This is a genomic window from Micromonospora sp. NPDC051141 (assembly GCF_044455765.1).
In the GTDB taxonomy this organism is placed as follows: Bacteria; Actinomycetota; Actinomycetes; order Mycobacteriales; family Micromonosporaceae; genus Micromonospora.
The window spans coordinates 242,719-257,799 of record NZ_JBITFD010000005.1; the positions used below are offsets into that span (position 1 = coordinate 242,719).

General features: G+C 74.5%; 15 protein-coding genes. 8 read left to right on the forward strand and 7 right to left on the reverse strand.

All coding sequences use genetic code 11. The features are described 5' to 3' along the window. Window positions 1-9 precede the first annotated feature (9 nt). A complete protein-coding gene (locus ACIA6B_RS12280; RefSeq protein WP_396772762.1) occupies window positions 10-633 on the forward strand; it encodes a hypothetical protein in 624 nt (207 codons plus the stop codon). 3 nt (window positions 634-636) lie between these two features. On the opposite strand, the gene ACIA6B_RS12285 is transcribed toward ACIA6B_RS12280, so the two are convergent. Together ACIA6B_RS12285 and ACIA6B_RS12290 are read right to left on the reverse strand one after the other, a co-directional pair. Then, window positions 637-1,428, reverse strand: a complete 792-nt coding sequence (locus ACIA6B_RS12285; protein WP_107154891.1) for an enoyl-CoA hydratase/isomerase family protein — start codon at window positions 1,426-1,428, stop codon at window positions 637-639. A 4-nt stretch (window positions 1,429-1,432) separates the two neighbouring features. Next, the gene (locus tag ACIA6B_RS12290) at window positions 1,433-2,251 is read right to left on the reverse strand and encodes a PaaX family transcriptional regulator C-terminal domain-containing protein (protein ID WP_107154892.1); all 819 of its coding nucleotides are present in this window, start codon (window positions 2,249-2,251) and stop codon (window positions 1,433-1,435) included. 189 nt (window positions 2,252-2,440) lie between these two features. Here ACIA6B_RS12290 and ACIA6B_RS12295 point away from each other — a divergent pair, with 189 nt between their 5' ends. Further along, window positions 2,441-2,608, forward strand: coding sequence for a DUF3117 domain-containing protein (locus ACIA6B_RS12295; protein WP_013283866.1), 168 nt, complete (start codon window positions 2,441-2,443; stop codon window positions 2,606-2,608). Between the two features lie 145 nt (window positions 2,609-2,753). Next, window positions 2,754-4,214 carry a leucyl aminopeptidase family protein gene (locus ACIA6B_RS12300; RefSeq protein ID WP_396772763.1) on the forward strand — a complete coding sequence of 487 codons (1,461 nt, stop codon included), beginning with the start codon at window positions 2,754-2,756 and terminating at the stop codon, window positions 4,212-4,214. Window positions 4,215-4,222: 8 nt separating this feature from the next. On the opposite strand, the gene ACIA6B_RS12305 is transcribed toward ACIA6B_RS12300, so the two are convergent. After that, window positions 4,223-4,831, reverse strand: a complete 609-nt coding sequence (locus ACIA6B_RS12305) for an O-methyltransferase (protein WP_396772764.1) — start codon at window positions 4,829-4,831, stop codon at window positions 4,223-4,225. Window positions 4,832-5,087: 256 nt separating this feature from the next. Here ACIA6B_RS12305 and ACIA6B_RS12310 point away from each other — a divergent pair, with 256 nt between their 5' ends. Together ACIA6B_RS12310 and ACIA6B_RS12315 are read left to right on the forward strand one after the other, a co-directional pair. Then, window positions 5,088-6,395, forward strand: a complete 1,308-nt coding sequence (locus ACIA6B_RS12310) for a S1C family serine protease (RefSeq protein WP_396772766.1) — start codon at window positions 5,088-5,090, stop codon at window positions 6,393-6,395. A 72-nt stretch (window positions 6,396-6,467) separates the two neighbouring features. Beyond that, entirely contained in the window at window positions 6,468-6,893 is a 426-nt protein-coding gene (locus tag ACIA6B_RS12315; protein WP_396772768.1) for a preprotein translocase subunit TatB, read from the forward strand. A 75-nt stretch (window positions 6,894-6,968) separates the two neighbouring features. On the opposite strand, the gene ACIA6B_RS12320 is transcribed toward ACIA6B_RS12315, so the two are convergent. The 3 genes from ACIA6B_RS12320 to ACIA6B_RS12330 are packed head-to-tail and all read right to left on the reverse strand — an operon-like array spanning window position 6,969 to window position 10,042. Then, window positions 6,969-8,114, reverse strand: a complete 1,146-nt coding sequence (locus tag ACIA6B_RS12320; RefSeq protein ID WP_396772770.1) for a P-loop NTPase — start codon at window positions 8,112-8,114, stop codon at window positions 6,969-6,971. Window positions 8,115-8,124: 10 nt separating this feature from the next. Then, window positions 8,125-8,769, reverse strand: a complete 645-nt coding sequence (locus tag ACIA6B_RS12325; RefSeq protein ID WP_396772772.1) for a DUF1003 domain-containing protein — start codon at window positions 8,767-8,769, stop codon at window positions 8,125-8,127. Then, a complete protein-coding gene (locus tag ACIA6B_RS12330) occupies window positions 8,762-10,042 on the reverse strand; it encodes a magnesium transporter MgtE N-terminal domain-containing protein (RefSeq protein WP_396772774.1) in 1,281 nt (426 codons plus the stop codon). Before ACIA6B_RS12330 ends, ACIA6B_RS12325 begins: the two co-directional genes overlap by 8 nt. 33 nt (window positions 10,043-10,075) lie before the next feature. Here ACIA6B_RS12330 and ACIA6B_RS12335 point away from each other — a divergent pair, with 33 nt between their 5' ends. Continuing rightward, complete coding sequence (locus tag ACIA6B_RS12335) at window positions 10,076-10,945, forward strand: PhzF family phenazine biosynthesis protein (RefSeq protein WP_396772776.1); 870 nt, start codon at window positions 10,076-10,078, stop codon at window positions 10,943-10,945. A 291-nt stretch (window positions 10,946-11,236) separates the two neighbouring features. Next, on the forward strand, window positions 11,237-11,770 hold the full coding sequence (locus ACIA6B_RS12340) for a hypothetical protein (protein ID WP_396772777.1): 534 nt from the start codon (window positions 11,237-11,239) through the stop codon (window positions 11,768-11,770). Between the two features lie 66 nt (window positions 11,771-11,836). Here ACIA6B_RS12340 and ACIA6B_RS12345 read toward each other — a convergent pair whose 3' ends face one another. Further along, the gene (locus ACIA6B_RS12345) at window positions 11,837-12,793 is read right to left on the reverse strand and encodes a DMT family transporter (protein ID WP_396772779.1); all 957 of its coding nucleotides are present in this window, start codon (window positions 12,791-12,793) and stop codon (window positions 11,837-11,839) included. A gap of 133 nt (window positions 12,794-12,926) precedes the next feature. On the opposite strand from ACIA6B_RS12345, the gene ACIA6B_RS12350 reads away from it, so the two are divergent. Next, complete coding sequence (locus ACIA6B_RS12350) at window positions 12,927-15,080, forward strand: APC family permease (RefSeq protein ID WP_396772780.1); 2,154 nt, start codon at window positions 12,927-12,929, stop codon at window positions 15,078-15,080. Window position 15,081 lies beyond the last annotated feature (1 nt).

Sequence of the window (15,081 nt, forward strand, 5' to 3'; positions counted from 1 at the left end):
GATTGGGGCATGACCGACACCGAGCCACGGACGAGCGGGACGACCGACGCCGACACCACGCCGGGCGCCTGGGCGGTGCTGCTGCCCGCCGAGCGCTACCAGGCCGAGCGGTTGGTGCACCACGACGTGCTGGAGCTGACCGGGTTGCCGGGGGCGGCCCGGCCGCGCCCGGGTGACCGGGTGGCGGTGCTGGTCGAGGAGCCGCTGCGGCTGGTGGCGCTCGGCCGGGTGACGCGGGCCGGCGCCGGGGGCCGGGAGGATCCGGACGACCCACAGTCCGACGCGGTGGCCGGCGCGCTCGTGGTGACGTACACCCGGCGGGCGCTCGACGAGCCGGTGCCGGTCGACGGCCCGGCCCCGGACGGCCCGGTCGTCGCGCTCGACCCGGCGCGCTGGCGGGCGCTGGCCGACCGGCTCGGTCCGCCGCCGGCCCGGCGCACCTGGCTGGTCAGCCTCGACCTGCCGATCGAGGCGGCCACGCGGGCCGAGGCGGTCCGGATCTTCTGGTCCTACGTGCAGGAGCTGGGCCCGCGTGAGTTGCCGGCGTTCGTCTCGCCGGCCGGCGACGAGCTGGCCATGCAGGCGTTCGTGCTCGGTGTCGAGGCCAACCAGGACCCGGAGGAGGACGACTGAGCCTCAGCGCCCCTCGAAGACCGGCTTCTGCTTGTTGACGAACGCCATCGTGGCGGCCCGGTGGTCGGCGGTGCCGCCGCAGATGGCCTGCGCCTGCGCCTCGGCGGCCAGCGCGTCGGCGAGCGTGCCGGCGTCGGCGATGGAGAGCTGACGCTTGATCGCCCCGTACGCGACGGTCGGGCCGGCGGCGAGCCGGACGGCCAGCTCCTGCGCGGCCGGGAGCACCTGCTCGTCGTCGTCCACCAACCGGGTGAGCAGGCCCAGCCGGCAGGCGTCCTCGGCGCCGACCGGCTCGGCGAGCATGAGCAGCTCGACCGCCTTGGCATGGCCGACCAGCCGGGGCAGCGTCCAGGAGGCCCCGGTGTCGGCGGCGAGCCCGACCCCGGCGAACGCCATCAGGAACCGCGTCTTCGGGCCGCCGATGCGGAAGTCGGCCAGGAACGCCAGCGAGGCGCCGGCCCCGGCGGCCATCCCGCGCACCGCGGCGACCACCGGCTTGGGCAGGTTGGCCAGCCGGGCGGCGATCGGGTTGTAGTGCGCCCGCACGGTGGCGAGCGGGTCGGCGTCCGCCGACTCCAGCGTCTGCACGTGCTCCCGCAGGTCCTGCCCGGCGCTGAACGAGCCGCCCGCGCCGGCCAGCACGACCGCCCGGCAGGAGCGGTCGGTCTCCAACTCGGCAAGCGTCTCCCGGAGCGCCTCCTTGAGCGCCACGTCGAGCGAGTTCATCGCCGTCGGGCGGTTCAGCGTCAGGGTGACGACGGCGTCGGTGCGGTCGACGAGCAGCGGCTCGGTCACGTTTCTAACGACCCTTCTGTCGGGCGAGGCGGTGGCTGGCGTCGAGGCACTGCTCGACGTACCGGTCGGCGGCCGGCCGGAGCCGGGCCGCGTGCCGGTCGAAGAACCCGGCCGCGCTGGTGCCCGGCCAGCGCTCGGGGAGCAGCGCCGGGGGCAACTGCGGGTCCCGGAACAGGAAGGTACGCCACGCGTGCACGAGCCGGAACCGGGCCGCGTACGCCTCCTCGTCGCTGCTGCGGACCGTGACGCCGGACAGCAGCGGCTTCTGTTCGGCGACGAAGCGCTCGTACGCCCGGCCGATCTCGACCAGGTCCCAGGCCCGGCGGACCACGCCCATGGCGCCGGGGGTGCCGGCGGCGTGCGCGGCGGTGAACCGTTCGAAGCGCACGCCCGCCTCGGCGAGCAGCAGGTCGACGTCCTCGCCGGGGCGGGTGGCCACCCAGGTGCAGTCGTCGAGCGTGCCGTAGCCGAGGAAGGTGAGGTTGGCGGCGAGCCGCTGCCGGTCCCGGCGGGAGGCGGGCGCGGTGAGGACGAGAAGATCGAACCGTCCGTCCCAACTGTGCCGACCGGTCCGGTAGATCCGGGAGGCCGCCTCGTCGAGTCGACGACCCGCTTTCGGGGTGATCGAATATCCGGGTCCGGATGCGAGCCGGAGTGGTTCCAGCCAGCCCTGACGGACCATCCGGGACACCGCGGTGCGTACCGCCGGTGGGGCGATCCCGAGCGGCGCCAGCAGCTTGACCAGGGCGGCGACCGGTGCACGGCCACCCCGGACGCGGAGGTGGTCGCCGTACAGGTCGAAGAGTGCCGACCGTGCCTGCATGACCGCACATTGTGACAGGCCTACCCAAGATAAGCTAGATGCTGTTACATCAATGCTGCTTCGGTTTGGGTCCGGCGGTGTTCATCAGGGAAAATCGTTGGTCGACGCCTCCGCGACTGTTGCGGGTGCGATGGCGAAGTGGCTGTGGGGCAACCCACCGACCCTGGCGTAGGTCTGAGGGGAGACAACATGGCGGCGATGAAGCCGCGGACGGGCGACGGTCCGCTGGAAGTCACCAAGGAGGGTCGGGGCATCGTCATGCGGGTCCCGCTGGAGGGTGGTGGCCGGCTCGTCGTCGAGATGACTCCCGACGAGGCCACCGCGCTGGGTGACGCGCTGAAGGCGGCCGCCGGCTGATTCGAGGAGTGGTCCGCGTGGTGTCCCACCGCGCGGACGGTTCGTCCTACCCTGAGCCACCGGCTTGCCCGGTGGCTCAGGGCCTTCCTCGGCCGGCAAGCGGCAAAGCGTCCCGCTTAGAGCGTTTTCGGAGGTACGGTCCAGCGTGCTGGCCATTCGTCTGGTGAGCGGGTCCACGCGACCCGACGCCCTCGTCCTGCCCATCCGTCCCGATGGGTCGGACGCCCCGCCGGCGCTGGTCCCCACCGCCGTCCCGCCCGGGGACGACGTCCGGGCCGAGGCGACCGCGCTGCTGCCCGCCGCCCGCCTCACCGGGGCCGCCGGCGAGATCCGCGAACACCTGCGTCCCGGCGGCGCCCCGAGCCGGCTCTGGCTGCTCGGCGTCGGCGACGGCGACGAGGCGGGCTGGCGCTCCGCCGGGGCCGCGCTGGCCCGCGCCGGCAAGGATGAGACGCAGATCACGATTTCGCTTCCCGACGGGTCCGAGTCGGCGCTGCGTGGCCTGGTCGAGGGGCTGCTGCTCGGCTCCTACCGGTTCCGGCTCACCGAGGCCGGCGCACGACCCGCCCTGGCCCGGGTGGACGTGCTGGTGGCCGACCCGGACGCGCTCGCCGACACGCTGACCGTGGCCCGGGTCACCGCCGAGATGACCCGGCTGGCCCGCGACCTGACCAACACCCCGTCCTCCACCAAGCACCCGGCGTGGTTCGCCGACCAGGTGGCCGGCGCCGCCGCCGACCGCCCCGACCTGCACCTGCGCGTGCGCGGCCCGGAGGAGCTGTCGGCCGAGGGCTTCGGCGGCATCCTGGCCGTCGGCGGCGGCTCCGTCCAGGGGCCGCGCCTGGTCGAGCTGGACTGGCGGCCGGCCGGCGCGCGTACCCACGTGGTGCTGGTGGGCAAGGGCATCACGTTCGACACCGGCGGCATCTCGATCAAGCCGGTGCCGGCCATGAAACTGATGCGCAAGGACATGGCCGGCGCCGCCGCCGTGGTCGCCGCCACGCTGGGCGCCGCCGCGCTGCGCCTGCCGGTCCGGATCACCACGCTGGCCCCGCTGGCCGAGAACATGGTCAGCGGCTCCGCGTTCCGCCCCGGCGACGTGATCCGGCACTACGGCGGGCTGACCAGCGAGAGCACCAACTCCGACGCCGAGGGACGGCTGGTGCTCGCCGACGCGATGGCGTACGCGGTCCGGGAGTTGAGGCCCGACCTGCTCGTCGACCTGGCCACCCTGACCGGGGCGAACGCGGTCGCCCTGGGCAAGCGGCACGCCGCGCTCTACGCCGAGAACGACGACCTGGCCACCGACCTGCTGGCCGCGATCGGCGCGGCCGGCGAGCGGGCCTGGCGGATGCCACTCGCCGACGACTACCTGGAATACCTGGCCAGCGACGTCGCCGACCTGCACAGCTCCCCGGCCCGGGGCGCCGGCTCGGTGGTGGCCGCGCTCTTCCTCCGCGAGTTCACCGGCGACCTGCGGGACCGCTGGGCGCACCTGGACATGTCCGCCCCGTCCTGGTCCGACGACGTGCACGGCGAGCTGACCAGGGGCGCCACCGGCTGGGGCGTACGCGGGTTGCTGCGCTGGCTGGCGACGCTGGGCTGAGCGGGCGGTCAGCTCTTCACGGCGGCGAGCAGCCCGTGGCCGACCGGCAGCAGCGCGGGCACCCAGTGCTCCGACTCGCGGATCGCCTTGATGGTCTCCCGCACCGTCACCGTCTCCATGTCCCGCGCGGCCGGGTCACCGATCCGGCCGGCGGCCAACGCGCCGTTGAGCGCGAGCACCCCGCCGGGGCGCAGCAGCCGCAGCGCCGCGTCCACGTACGCCGCGAAGCCGGGGCCCGGCGCGTCCGCGAAGACCAGGTCGTAGACGCCGTCCGCGAGACGCGGCAGCACGTCGAGCGCCCGACCGGTGATGATCCGGGTACGCCCCGACGGGAAGCCCGCCTCCTGGAACAGCCGCCGGGCGATGCGCTGGTATTCCACCTCCACGTCGATCGTGGTGAGCACGCCGTCGGGGCGCATGCCGCGCAGCAGCCACACGCCGCTGACCCCGGTGCCGGTGCCGATCTCCACCACCGCGCGGGCGTTACCGGCGGCGGCGAGCAGGCGCAGCGCGGCACCGGCGCCGGGCGTCACCGCCTCCACACCCACCTCGTGGGCGAGGGCGCGGGCCGTGCGCAGCACGATGTCCTCGGTGACGTACGACTCGGCGAACTGCAACGCCTGGGCCGTCGAACCGCCGGGACCGGCGACCGTGGCGATGGGGCACCTCCTGGGGGCGGGGCTGGTGCGAGGGGTCGGTTGGCACTGTGAGCGTAGAGGCGAGCCGGTACGCGCGCAGCCGCGAGTCGGCCCTCGGGCGATCACGGGCGGCAACCCCTGACTCCACCCGGGGCATCCGTGCAATCCTGGATGGGTCCCGCGCGTCTCGATCGTCCGGCTCCGCCGGCGTCGGCGCGGGGCGCGCGGGACGAATGTGGGAGGCACGGACGTGACCGACGGCTGGGACTGGCGCCGGCCCGGCGGCTCGGACGCACCGGCGGGAGGGCCGGTGCCCGGGCAGCCACCGCCGAGCGCCGGGGGTGGCACGACGTCGCCCTGGTGGTCCGACGCGCTGGCCGACCCGTGGCGGGACCCGTACGCGCCCGCGGCCGTGGTGGTCCCGGCCGCCGCGCCCAGCGGGGCGGGTGAGCCGGAGCCGGTCACCGACCCGGACGCGCCGACCCGGCCGGGGCTGCGTCAGGTGGTGTTGATCTCGCTGATCACCGCGCTGTTGGCCGGCTCACTGGGCAGCGCCCTGACGTACGCCTTCCTGGGCGGCGGCGCCGTGCCGACGCTGGGCGCGCAGGCCGGGCAGGCTCCGGCGCTCGCCCAGCGCAAGCCGGAGTCGCTGGCCGGGGTCGCCGAGCGGGTGCTGCCCAGCGTGGTCACCATCCGGGTGGCCAGCCTCGGCGGCACCAGCGAGGGCTCCGGCTTCGTGGTGAGCACGGACGGGCACATCGTCACCAACGACCACGTGGTCGCGGACGGCCCGGGCAGGGCCACCGTGGTGTTCAACGACGGCAGCACCGCCGCCGGCACCGTGGTCGGGCAGGACCCGGAGTCGGACATCGCGGTCATCAAGGTCACCCGCAGCGGGCTGACGCCGGTGCAGTTCGGCGACTCGGACGCGCTCGCGGTGGGGGATCCGGTGCTCGCCATGGGTTCGCCGCTGTCGCTTGCCAACACCGTCACCGCCGGCATCGTCAGCGCGTTGGACCGCACCATGCAGGCGGGCGAGCCGGGCGGACCGACCCGCTACTACGCGGCGATCCAGACCGACGCCGCGGTCAACCACGGCAACTCCGGCGGCCCGCTGGTGGACGGGGCGGGCCGGGTGGTCGGCGTGAACTCGACGATCAAGTCGCTGGTGGCCGACGGGCAGGAGGCCGGCAACATCGGGCTCGCCTTCGCCATCCCGATCAACCAGGCGAAGCGCGTCACCGAGGAGATCATCGGCACCGGCAAGGCCCGGCGTACGGTGATCGGCGCCTCGGTGGGCGGCACCGGCGCCACCGGCGGCGGGGTGCGGCTCAACGCCGTCGAGCCGGCCGGTCCGGCGGCGGCGGCCGGGATGCGTACCGGCGACGTGGTGCTCCGGCTGGACAAGCACCCGATGACCGACCCGACCGACCTGGTGGCGTTGGTGCGCAAGTACGCGCCGGGTTCGGTGGTGACGGTGGAGTACCGGCGCGGCTCGGCCCGGCAGAACACCTCGGTGACGCTCGCCGCGGACGCCAAGTGAGGACCGGTGACCCCCTCCCGCCGGGCCGCCTTCCGTGCGTAGTCTTGCCCTGACACGGACGAGGAGGCCGGAGTGTTCGAGAACCTGAACTGGTGGGAGATCGGCGCCCTGCTGCTCCTGGCACTGTTGATCTTCGGGGACCGGCTGCCCAACGTGATCAACGACGGCCTGCGGATGGTGCGCAACCTGCGGAACATGGCGCGGAACGCGACCGGAGACCTGAGCCGCGAGCTGGGGACCGACATCCAACTGGAGGACCTGCACCCGAAGGCGTTCATCCGCAAGCACCTGCTCAGCGAGGACGACGAGCAGGCGATCCGGAAGCCGCTCCAGAGCATGTACGACAACCTGCGCTCGGACGTCACCGGCGTGCACGACGAGCTGAAGGACGTGGCCAAGGCGGCGGACCTGCGCAACCCGACCCCCCGTCCCGCCGTCGCGACCCCGGCGTCTCCCACCCCGCCGTCACCCCGCCCCTCCTACGACGACGCCACCTGAGCCACGTGGCCCGGACGTGAGTCGCCCCCTCCCGGCGGACCGGAAGGGGGCGACGGGGGAGCGGCGGATCGAGGTCTAGCGGCCGGCGGGCTTGAGGCCGAGCGGCTTGCCGAGCAGGGACTCGCGGCGTACGGCGAGCCGGTCGGCCACCTCGAACATGGCCTTCGCGGCCGGCGCGTCCGGCTGGGTCAGCACGATCGGCTGGCCGGCGTCGCCGCCCTCGCGGACCCGGGTGTCCATCGGGATCTGCCCGAGCACCGGCACCTGCGCGCCGATGGTCCGGGTCAGCGACTCGGCCACCGCCGCGCCGCCGCCGGCGCCGAAGACCTCCATCCGGGAACCGTCCGGCAGTTCGAGCCAGGACATGTTCTCGATCACACCGACCACCCGCTGGTGGGTCTGCAACGCGATGGCGCCGGCCCGCTCGGCCACCTCGGCGGCGGCGGCCTGCGGCGTGGTGACCACCAGGATCTCCGCGTTCGGCAGCAACTGGGCCACCGAGATCGCGATGTCGCCCGTGCCCGGCGGCAGGTCGAGCAGGAGGACGTCCAGGTCACCCCAGTAGACGTCGGCGAGGAACTGCTGGAGCGCGCGGTGCAGCATCGGGCCGCGCCAGACCACCGCCGCGTTGCCGGGGGTGAACATGCCGATCGAGATGACCTTCACGCCGTGCGACTGCGGCGGCATGATCATGTCCTCGACCCGGGTCGGCGCGCCGTCGGCGCCGAGCATGCGGGGCACCGAGTGGCCGTAGATGTCGGCGTCCACCACACCGACCGACAGGCCCCGGGCGGCCAGCGCGGCAGCCAGGTTGACCGTGACGCTGGACTTGCCGACGCCGCCCTTGCCGCTGGCCACCGCGTAGACGCGGGTCCGCGAGCCGGGCTGGGCGAACGGGATCACCGGCTCGGCGGTGCCGCCGCCGCGCAGCTTCGACTGCAACTCCTGGCGCTGCTCCGGGCTCATCACCCCGAAGATGATCTCGACGCGGCTCACCCCGGGCACCGCCCCGACCGCGGCCGTGATGTCGGTACGCAGCTTGTCCTTCAGCGGGCAGCCGGCCACGGTGAGCAGCAGCTCCACCCGCACCACGCCGTCGTCGTCCCGCTCCGCGGAGCGGATCATGCCGAGTTCGGTGATCGGCCGGCGGATCTCCGGGTCGTTGACGGTGGCCAGCGCGGCCTGGATCGCGTCGGAGACGGTGCTGACGGGTGCTGACATGCCCGTAATGCTACGTCGGGCTCTGGTGGCGGGCGTCGTGGGCGTGGTCACCGTCGAGCTCGTCGCGGGGCTCGTCGAGCGGGCCGCCACCGGGCGGTCGCCGCATCCCCCGGTCCTGCTGTCCCCGGTCCTGCGGTCCCCGCTCGTGCTGCCGCCGTTCCAGCTTGCGCCGCCGCTCGGCCGCCTCGTCCAGCTCCTCGGCCAGCCGGGTCAGCTCGGAGCGCAGGAAGTCCCGGGTCGCCACGTCCCCCATCGCGATCCGCAGCGCGGCGATCTCCCGGGCCAGGTACTCCGTGTCGGCCTTCTGCATGGTGGCCCGCCGCCGGTCCTCGTCCAGCGAGACCCGGTCCCGGTCCGCCTGCCGGTTCTGCGCGAGCAGGATCAGCGGGGCGGCGTACGAGGCCTGGAGGGAGAGCACCAGCGTCAGGAACGTGAACGTGTACGGGTCGAACCGCAGGTGCGCCGGGGCGAGCGTGTTCCACAGGAACCAGGCGGCCAGGATCAGCGTCATGTAGACCAGGAAGTTGGCCGTGCCCATGCCCCGGGCGATGCCCTCGGCCCAACGGCCGAAGGAATCCGCGTCGATCCGGGGCAGGTGCAGGCCCCGGGGGGCGCGCGGCTGGTCGAGCCGCTCGCCGCGTCGCTGCTCACTCATCGTCCACGGTCCCGTCGTCGGTGGCGGACGGGGTCGGTGCCGCGTCCCGGTCCCGCCAGTCGCGCGGCAGGGAATGGTCCAGCACGTCGTCCACCGTGACGGCGCCGACCAGCCGGTTGCTCCGGTCCACCACCGGCATGCCCACCATGTCGTAGGTGGCCATCCGGCGGGTGATCTCGGTCAGCGGGGTGGACGTCCGCAGCGGGTCGATGTCGTTGACCACGATCCCGCCGAGCAGGTCGGCCGGAGGCTCGCGGAGCAACCGCTGGAAGTGCACCATACCCAGGTAACGCCCGGTCGGCGTGGTCAACGGCGCGCGGGTCACGAAGACCTGCGCCGCCACGGCGGGCGAGAGCTGCACCTCCCGGATCCGGGCCAGCGCCTCGGCGACGGTGGCGTCCGGTGGCAGGATCACCGGCTCGGAGGTCATCACGCTGCCGGCGGTGCCCGAGGCGTACCGCAGCAGTTGGCGCACCGGGTCGGCCTCGCCCGGCTCCATCAGGTCGAGCAGCACGTCCTGCTCCGGCGGGGGCAACTCGTTGAGCAGGTCGGCGGCGTCGTCCGGGTCCATCTCCTCCAGCACGTCGGCGGCCCGTTCCCGGTCCAGCGCGGCCAGGATCTCCACCTGGTCGCGCTCGGGCAGCTCGCTGAGCACGTCGGCGAGACGCTCGTCGTCGAGCGCGGCGGCCACCTCGTTGCGTCGGGCGTCGGGCAGGTCCTGGAGCGCGTTGGCCAGGTCGGCCGGGCGCATGTCCTCCAGCACGGCGAGCAGGTTGGCCGTACCCCGGTTGTCGCCCACGACGCCGAGGCCGCGGACCCGGTCCCACTCGACCTGGTGCAGGTGGCCGCGGCGGGTGAGCCGGCCGGTCTGCTCGCGGACGGCGACCCGGGTCAGCGCCCACTCGCCGCCCCGGCTGTGCTCCATGGCCACGTCCACCACCGAGCCGGCCTTCCCGCTTTCGAGCTGGACCCGCCGGTCGAGCAGTTCCTGGAGCACCAGCAGCTCGTTCGGTCGTTTCTCGAACCGGCGCAGGTTGAGCGTGCCGCTGCCGAGCACCACGGCGTCGGGGTCGATCGAGGTGATCCGGTTGATGGAGAGGAAGATGCGTCGCCGCATGGGCATCTCGGCGACCAGCCCCACCACCTCCGGCGGTCGTTGGGTCGGACGCATCCGGGCGACCGCGTCGCGGACGCGGCCGACCTGGTCGCCGTTCGGGTCGAAGACGGCGACTCCGGCGAGTCGAGCGATGTAGACCCGGTTCGGCGTGCTCACGGGGACCAGCCTAAGGGCCTACTCTCTAACAGCATGTCGACCTTGGCCTACGAGATCGTGGACGTCTTCACCGACCGCCCGTTCGCCGGTAACCCGCTGGCCGTGGTGTTCGGCGCGGAAGGGCTGGCCACCGAGCAGATGCAGTCGCTCGCGCTGGAGTTCAACCTGTCCGAGACGGTCTTCGTGCTGGCGCCCACCCAGGCCGGCGCCACCTACCGGGCCCGCATCTTCACCCCGACCGACGAGCTGCCGTTCGCCGGGCACCCGAGCGTGGGCGCCGCGGTGACCGCCGGCCGGCGCGGCCTCTTCGAGGTGGGCCGGGTCACCCAGGAATGCGGTGCCGGCGTGCTGCCGATCGAGGTGACCCCGACCGGCGCGACGCTGACCGGGGGCACTCCGACGCTCGGCCCGGAACTCGACCCGGAGCCGCTGCTGGAGATCGTCGGGCTCTCCGCGGCCGACCACGCCGGCCCGCCGCCGCGCGTCGCCGGGTGCGGCCTGGAGTTCCCCTACCTTCCGGTACGCCCCGACGCGGTGGCCCGGGCGCGACTGAACACGGCGGCGGCGGAGCGGTACGGCGTCGAGCACGTCAGCCTCTTCTCCTGGGACCCGGAGTCGCAAACCGCGCACGCCCGGGTCTTCGTGCCCGGGATCGGCGTCCCGGAGGACCCGGCCACCGGTTCGGCCGCGCTCGGGCTGGGCGTCTGGCTGGTCGCCAGCGGTCTGCTGCCAGGCGAGGGCCGGACGCCGTACGCGGTACGCCAGGGCATCGAGATCCACCGGCCCTCGTCGTTGGCCTGCACCGTGACCGCCGCCGGCGGGACCGCGGTCGGCGCGACCGTCTCCGGTCAGGTGGTGCCGGTGGCCCGCGGCGAGATCACCGTCCCGCCCTTCGTCGGCTGAGCGGCCCTTGGGGTCGGCTGAGCGGCCCTTCGTCGGCTGAGTGGCCCGTTGCCGGTTGAGCCGTATCAGGCGGGCCGTGTGCGGCGGGCGTCGGCGCTGTCGGCGCGCAGGGAAGGAGCAGTCCGGCGCCTACGAACTTGATGGCGTGAACGGTTCACCGCTCCCGTGAACCGGCATCGGTTGCTGGCGACCGGGTAGCAGGTGACCCATCGACGCCATCAAGTTGGTAGCGCCGTAGGCGAGGTCTCCCGCGCGAGCCCGACCGCTCCGAGGAACCCCTCCGGCGGTGGAATGCGGGAGGATGGGCGGGTGAGCGACGAGGTGGACGAGCGGGTGACCCCGCCGTTGGTGGACGAGGCGGTGAAGAAGGCCGCCGTCTGTTGGGTCGGCGTCGGCGACGGCCCGGCGTACGCGCTGTGGTGTCTGCCGCTGGACGGCGCGTTGCTGGTGGTGACCGGCCCCGGCGAGCAGGCGGCGCCCGGGCTGGCCGACACCGAGGCGGCCGAGGTGACGCTGCGCGGCGACCACGGCGGGCGGATCGTGAGCTGGCCGGCGCGGGTGGGTCGGCTCCGGCCGGGCACCGAGGAGTGGGACACCGTCGCGCCGCTGGTGGCGGCGAAGCGGCTCAACGCGTCCGGCTCGGCCACCGAGCTGGTGGCCCGGTGGGCGGCCGAGGGCTGCGCGCTCAACCGGCTCACGCCGGCCGGCACGGCGGTGAGCGGCGCCGACCTGCCGGACGGCCCGTCGACCGAACAGCCGCGCCCGGCGTCCGTGGTCCGAGCCGTCCGCAAGCCGTTCCGCCTGCACCGCGTCCGCCGCCGCTGACCCGCCGCGGCCCCGTCGCGGGCAGCGTGGGGCCGCCTGGGCCGCGTGGGCCGCCTGGGCCGGCGGTCAGTCCCGCAGCGGCGGCGGGTCGACCGGCACCGGGACCGGCGCGGCGCGGCGACCGGCCCGCGCGCCCCCGAGCACGACCACGGCGACGCCCACCAGCAGCAGCGCCAGCCCGGGCAGGGCCAGCGGTCGGGGTAGCTGACCCAGCCAGACCCAGCCGATCAGCGCCGCGCCGGGCGCCTCCAGCAGGATCAGCACGCTGACCGTGGTGGCGGAGACCCGGTGCAGCGCGTAGTTGAACATCGAGTGCCCGAGGAGTTGGGCGCCGGCCACCAGGCCGAGGACGGCCAGCCACGTCCCGCCGTCGTAGCCGTGCAGGCGTACGCCACCGACCAGGCAGACCACCAGCAGGATCAGCGCGCACACGCCGTAGCAGACGGTGGTGTAGCCGGTGGTGCTGACGCTGGCCCGGGCACGCTCACCGAGGGCGGTGTAGACGGCCGCGAACATGCCGCCGACCACGGCCAGCAGGTCGCCGGCGAACGCCCGGCCGGAGACGGCGACGTCGGCGCCGGTGGCGAGCGCCGCGCCGAGCACCGCCACCGCGATGCCGGCCCAGACCGCCGTCGGCAGCCGATGTCCCTGCCAGCGGGCGATCAGCCCCTGCCAGACCGGCTGCGTCGCGCCCAACGCGGTCGCCGCCGCGACCGAGGTGAGCTTCGCGCTCGGCATCCAGGTGGCGAAGTGGGCGGCCAACGCCACCCCGGAGAGCACGCAGTACAGCCCCTCCCGGCGGCCCGGCCCGACCAGGAGCGCCCGGAGTTCGGCCCCTCGGCGGGTCACCGCGACCGGCCCGAGCACCGCCACCGACAACATGTTGCGCCAGAACGCGACGGCCAGGGCCGGCGCGGCGGCGAACGCGACCAGCGGCGCGGACGACGAGACGGCGGCGACGGCCAGCGCGAGCGCGCCGACGGTCAGCGTGTCGAGCGGCGGGCGGTGTCCGGCGGTGTGCACGGCTCCGATCATGCGCGTTCCGGCGATCCCCGACGTTCGCAGGCGTCTTCCCGGACCGATCGGAGGCGTCTCCCCGGGCCGAACTGTCGCCGAACCGGCCACCGGAGGGGCCGCGGTGCACGACAGTGCGGGAGTGGAGGCAGAGCGGGACGACGCGGCGGAGCCGGGCACCGTGGTCACGCCGTCGGCCGAGTTCCCGCCGCTCGGCGTCGGGGAACGGGCCGCGCTCGGCCGGCTCGGCACCCGCTGGCACGGCCCCCGGGGGGCCGGCGACCTGCCCGTCGACCCGACGCTCGGCCGGCGCGGGCAGCCGCCCCGACCCACCCGGTTCGGGCGGTTGGCCCCGATCGACCTGTTCACCGTGGCGCAACCGGACGAACTGGTCGCCACCGGTCCGGCGTACCTGCCCGGCAGCCGGGCCGGCCGGGCGGTGGCCCGGGTACGCCGGACCCTGGTCGGCCCGCCGTTGGCCAGCAGCTCCGTGCTCTACGAGCGGATGCGCAAGCTGGTCGCGTTGCCGGTGCTCTCCTCGGACCTGCTCAGCTCCGTCGCGTACGGGCCGGAGGCGATGCTCGCCGTGCTGGTGCTGGCCGGTGGTGCCGCGCTCGGGCTGGCGTTGCCGCTGGCCGCGCTGCTGGCGGTGCTGATGGTCGCGGTCGGGCTCTCCTACCGGCAGACCATTCCGGCCTATCCACACGGCGCCGGGTCGTACCTCGTGGCCGGCGACAACCTGGGGCGTACGGCGGGGCTGGCCGCCGCGGCCGGGCTGATGCTCGACTACGTGCTGACCGTGTCGGTGTCGGTGGCCGCCGGCGTGCACGCGGTCACCTCGGCGTTGCCCGGGTTCACCAGGTGGACCGTGCCGCTCGGGGTGCTGGTGATCGCCGTGCTGCTCGCCGGCAACCTGCGTGGCGTACGCACCGCCGGCAATATCTTCGTGCTGCCCACGTACGCGTTCGTGGTGGTGGTCCTCGCGGTGCTGGCGGTCGGCTACGCGAAGGCCGCGGCGCGGGGTTTCGCGCCGGTGCCGCCACCGGCGGTGCCGGCCGCGGAAGGGCTGGGGCTGCTGCTGGTGCTTCGCGCGTTCTCCTCCGGCGCGGTGTCGATGACCGGCATCGAGGCGGTCTCCAACGCGGTGCCCGCGTTCCGCCCGACCGAGTGGCGCAACGCCCGCACCACGCTGGGCTGGATGGTCGCCATGCTGGTCACGCTCTTCGCCGGGCTGGTCGGGCTGATCCACCTGGACGGCCTGGTGCCCCGGGCGGACGAGACGCTGCTGTCCCAGCTCGGCCGCGTCACGTTCCCCACCGGCCCCGGGTACGCGATCCTCCAGGCCACCACCGCGCTGATCCTGCTGCTGGCCGCGAACACCGCGTTCAACGACTTCCCCCGGCTGCTGTTCTTCATGGCCCGGGACGGGCACGCGCCGCGCCGCTTCCTGCACATGGGTGACCGACTGGCGTTCAGCAACGGGCTGGTCGCGCTCGCGCTCGCCGCGGCGACCGTCCTCGTCGCCTTCGGTGGACACACCCAGACGCTGATCCCGCTCTACGCGGTCGGCGTCTTCCTCGCGTTCACGCTGTCGCAGACCGGGATGGTGGTGCACTGGCGACGCCGGCGCGGGCGGGGCTGGCGTCGCCGGCTCGCGGTGAACGCGGTCGGCGCGGCGCTCTCCGGGCTGGTGCTGCTGACCGCCGCGGTCGCCAAGTTCACCGAGGGCGCCTGGGTGGTGGTGGTCGCGGTGCCGCTGCTGGTGCTGCTGTTCCGCCGGATCCACCGGCACTACGCCACGCTGCACCGGGCGCTGGCGCTGCACCCGCCGCCGCCCGGGGCGCCGCCCGGCCCGGCCGGCTCCGCCGAGGGCGAGGAACTGCCCCAGCAGCTACGCCACCTGGTGATCGTGCCGGTGGCCCGGCTGAACCGGGCCTCGCTGCGCGCGCTGGCGTACGCGGCCTCGCTGGGCCGGCCGACGCTGGCCGTGCACATCGCGCCGGAGGAGGCCGAGGCGGACCGGTTCCGGGACCAGTGGCGGGCCTGGGGCGACCACCTGCGGCTGGAGACGATCGTGTCGCCGTACCGGTCGGTGATCGGGCCGCTGGCGCACTACCTGGAGGCGCTGCACGCCGCCGGCCCGGAGCTGACGCTCACCGTGATCGTGCCGGAGGTGGTGCTGCGCCGGCGCCGGCACCGGTTGCTGCACAGCCGCGCCGAGCAGCGGCTGCGCGCCGCGCTGCGGGCGCTGCCCGGCGTGGTGGTGACGAGCGTCCCGGTGCACGTGTCGCAGTGAC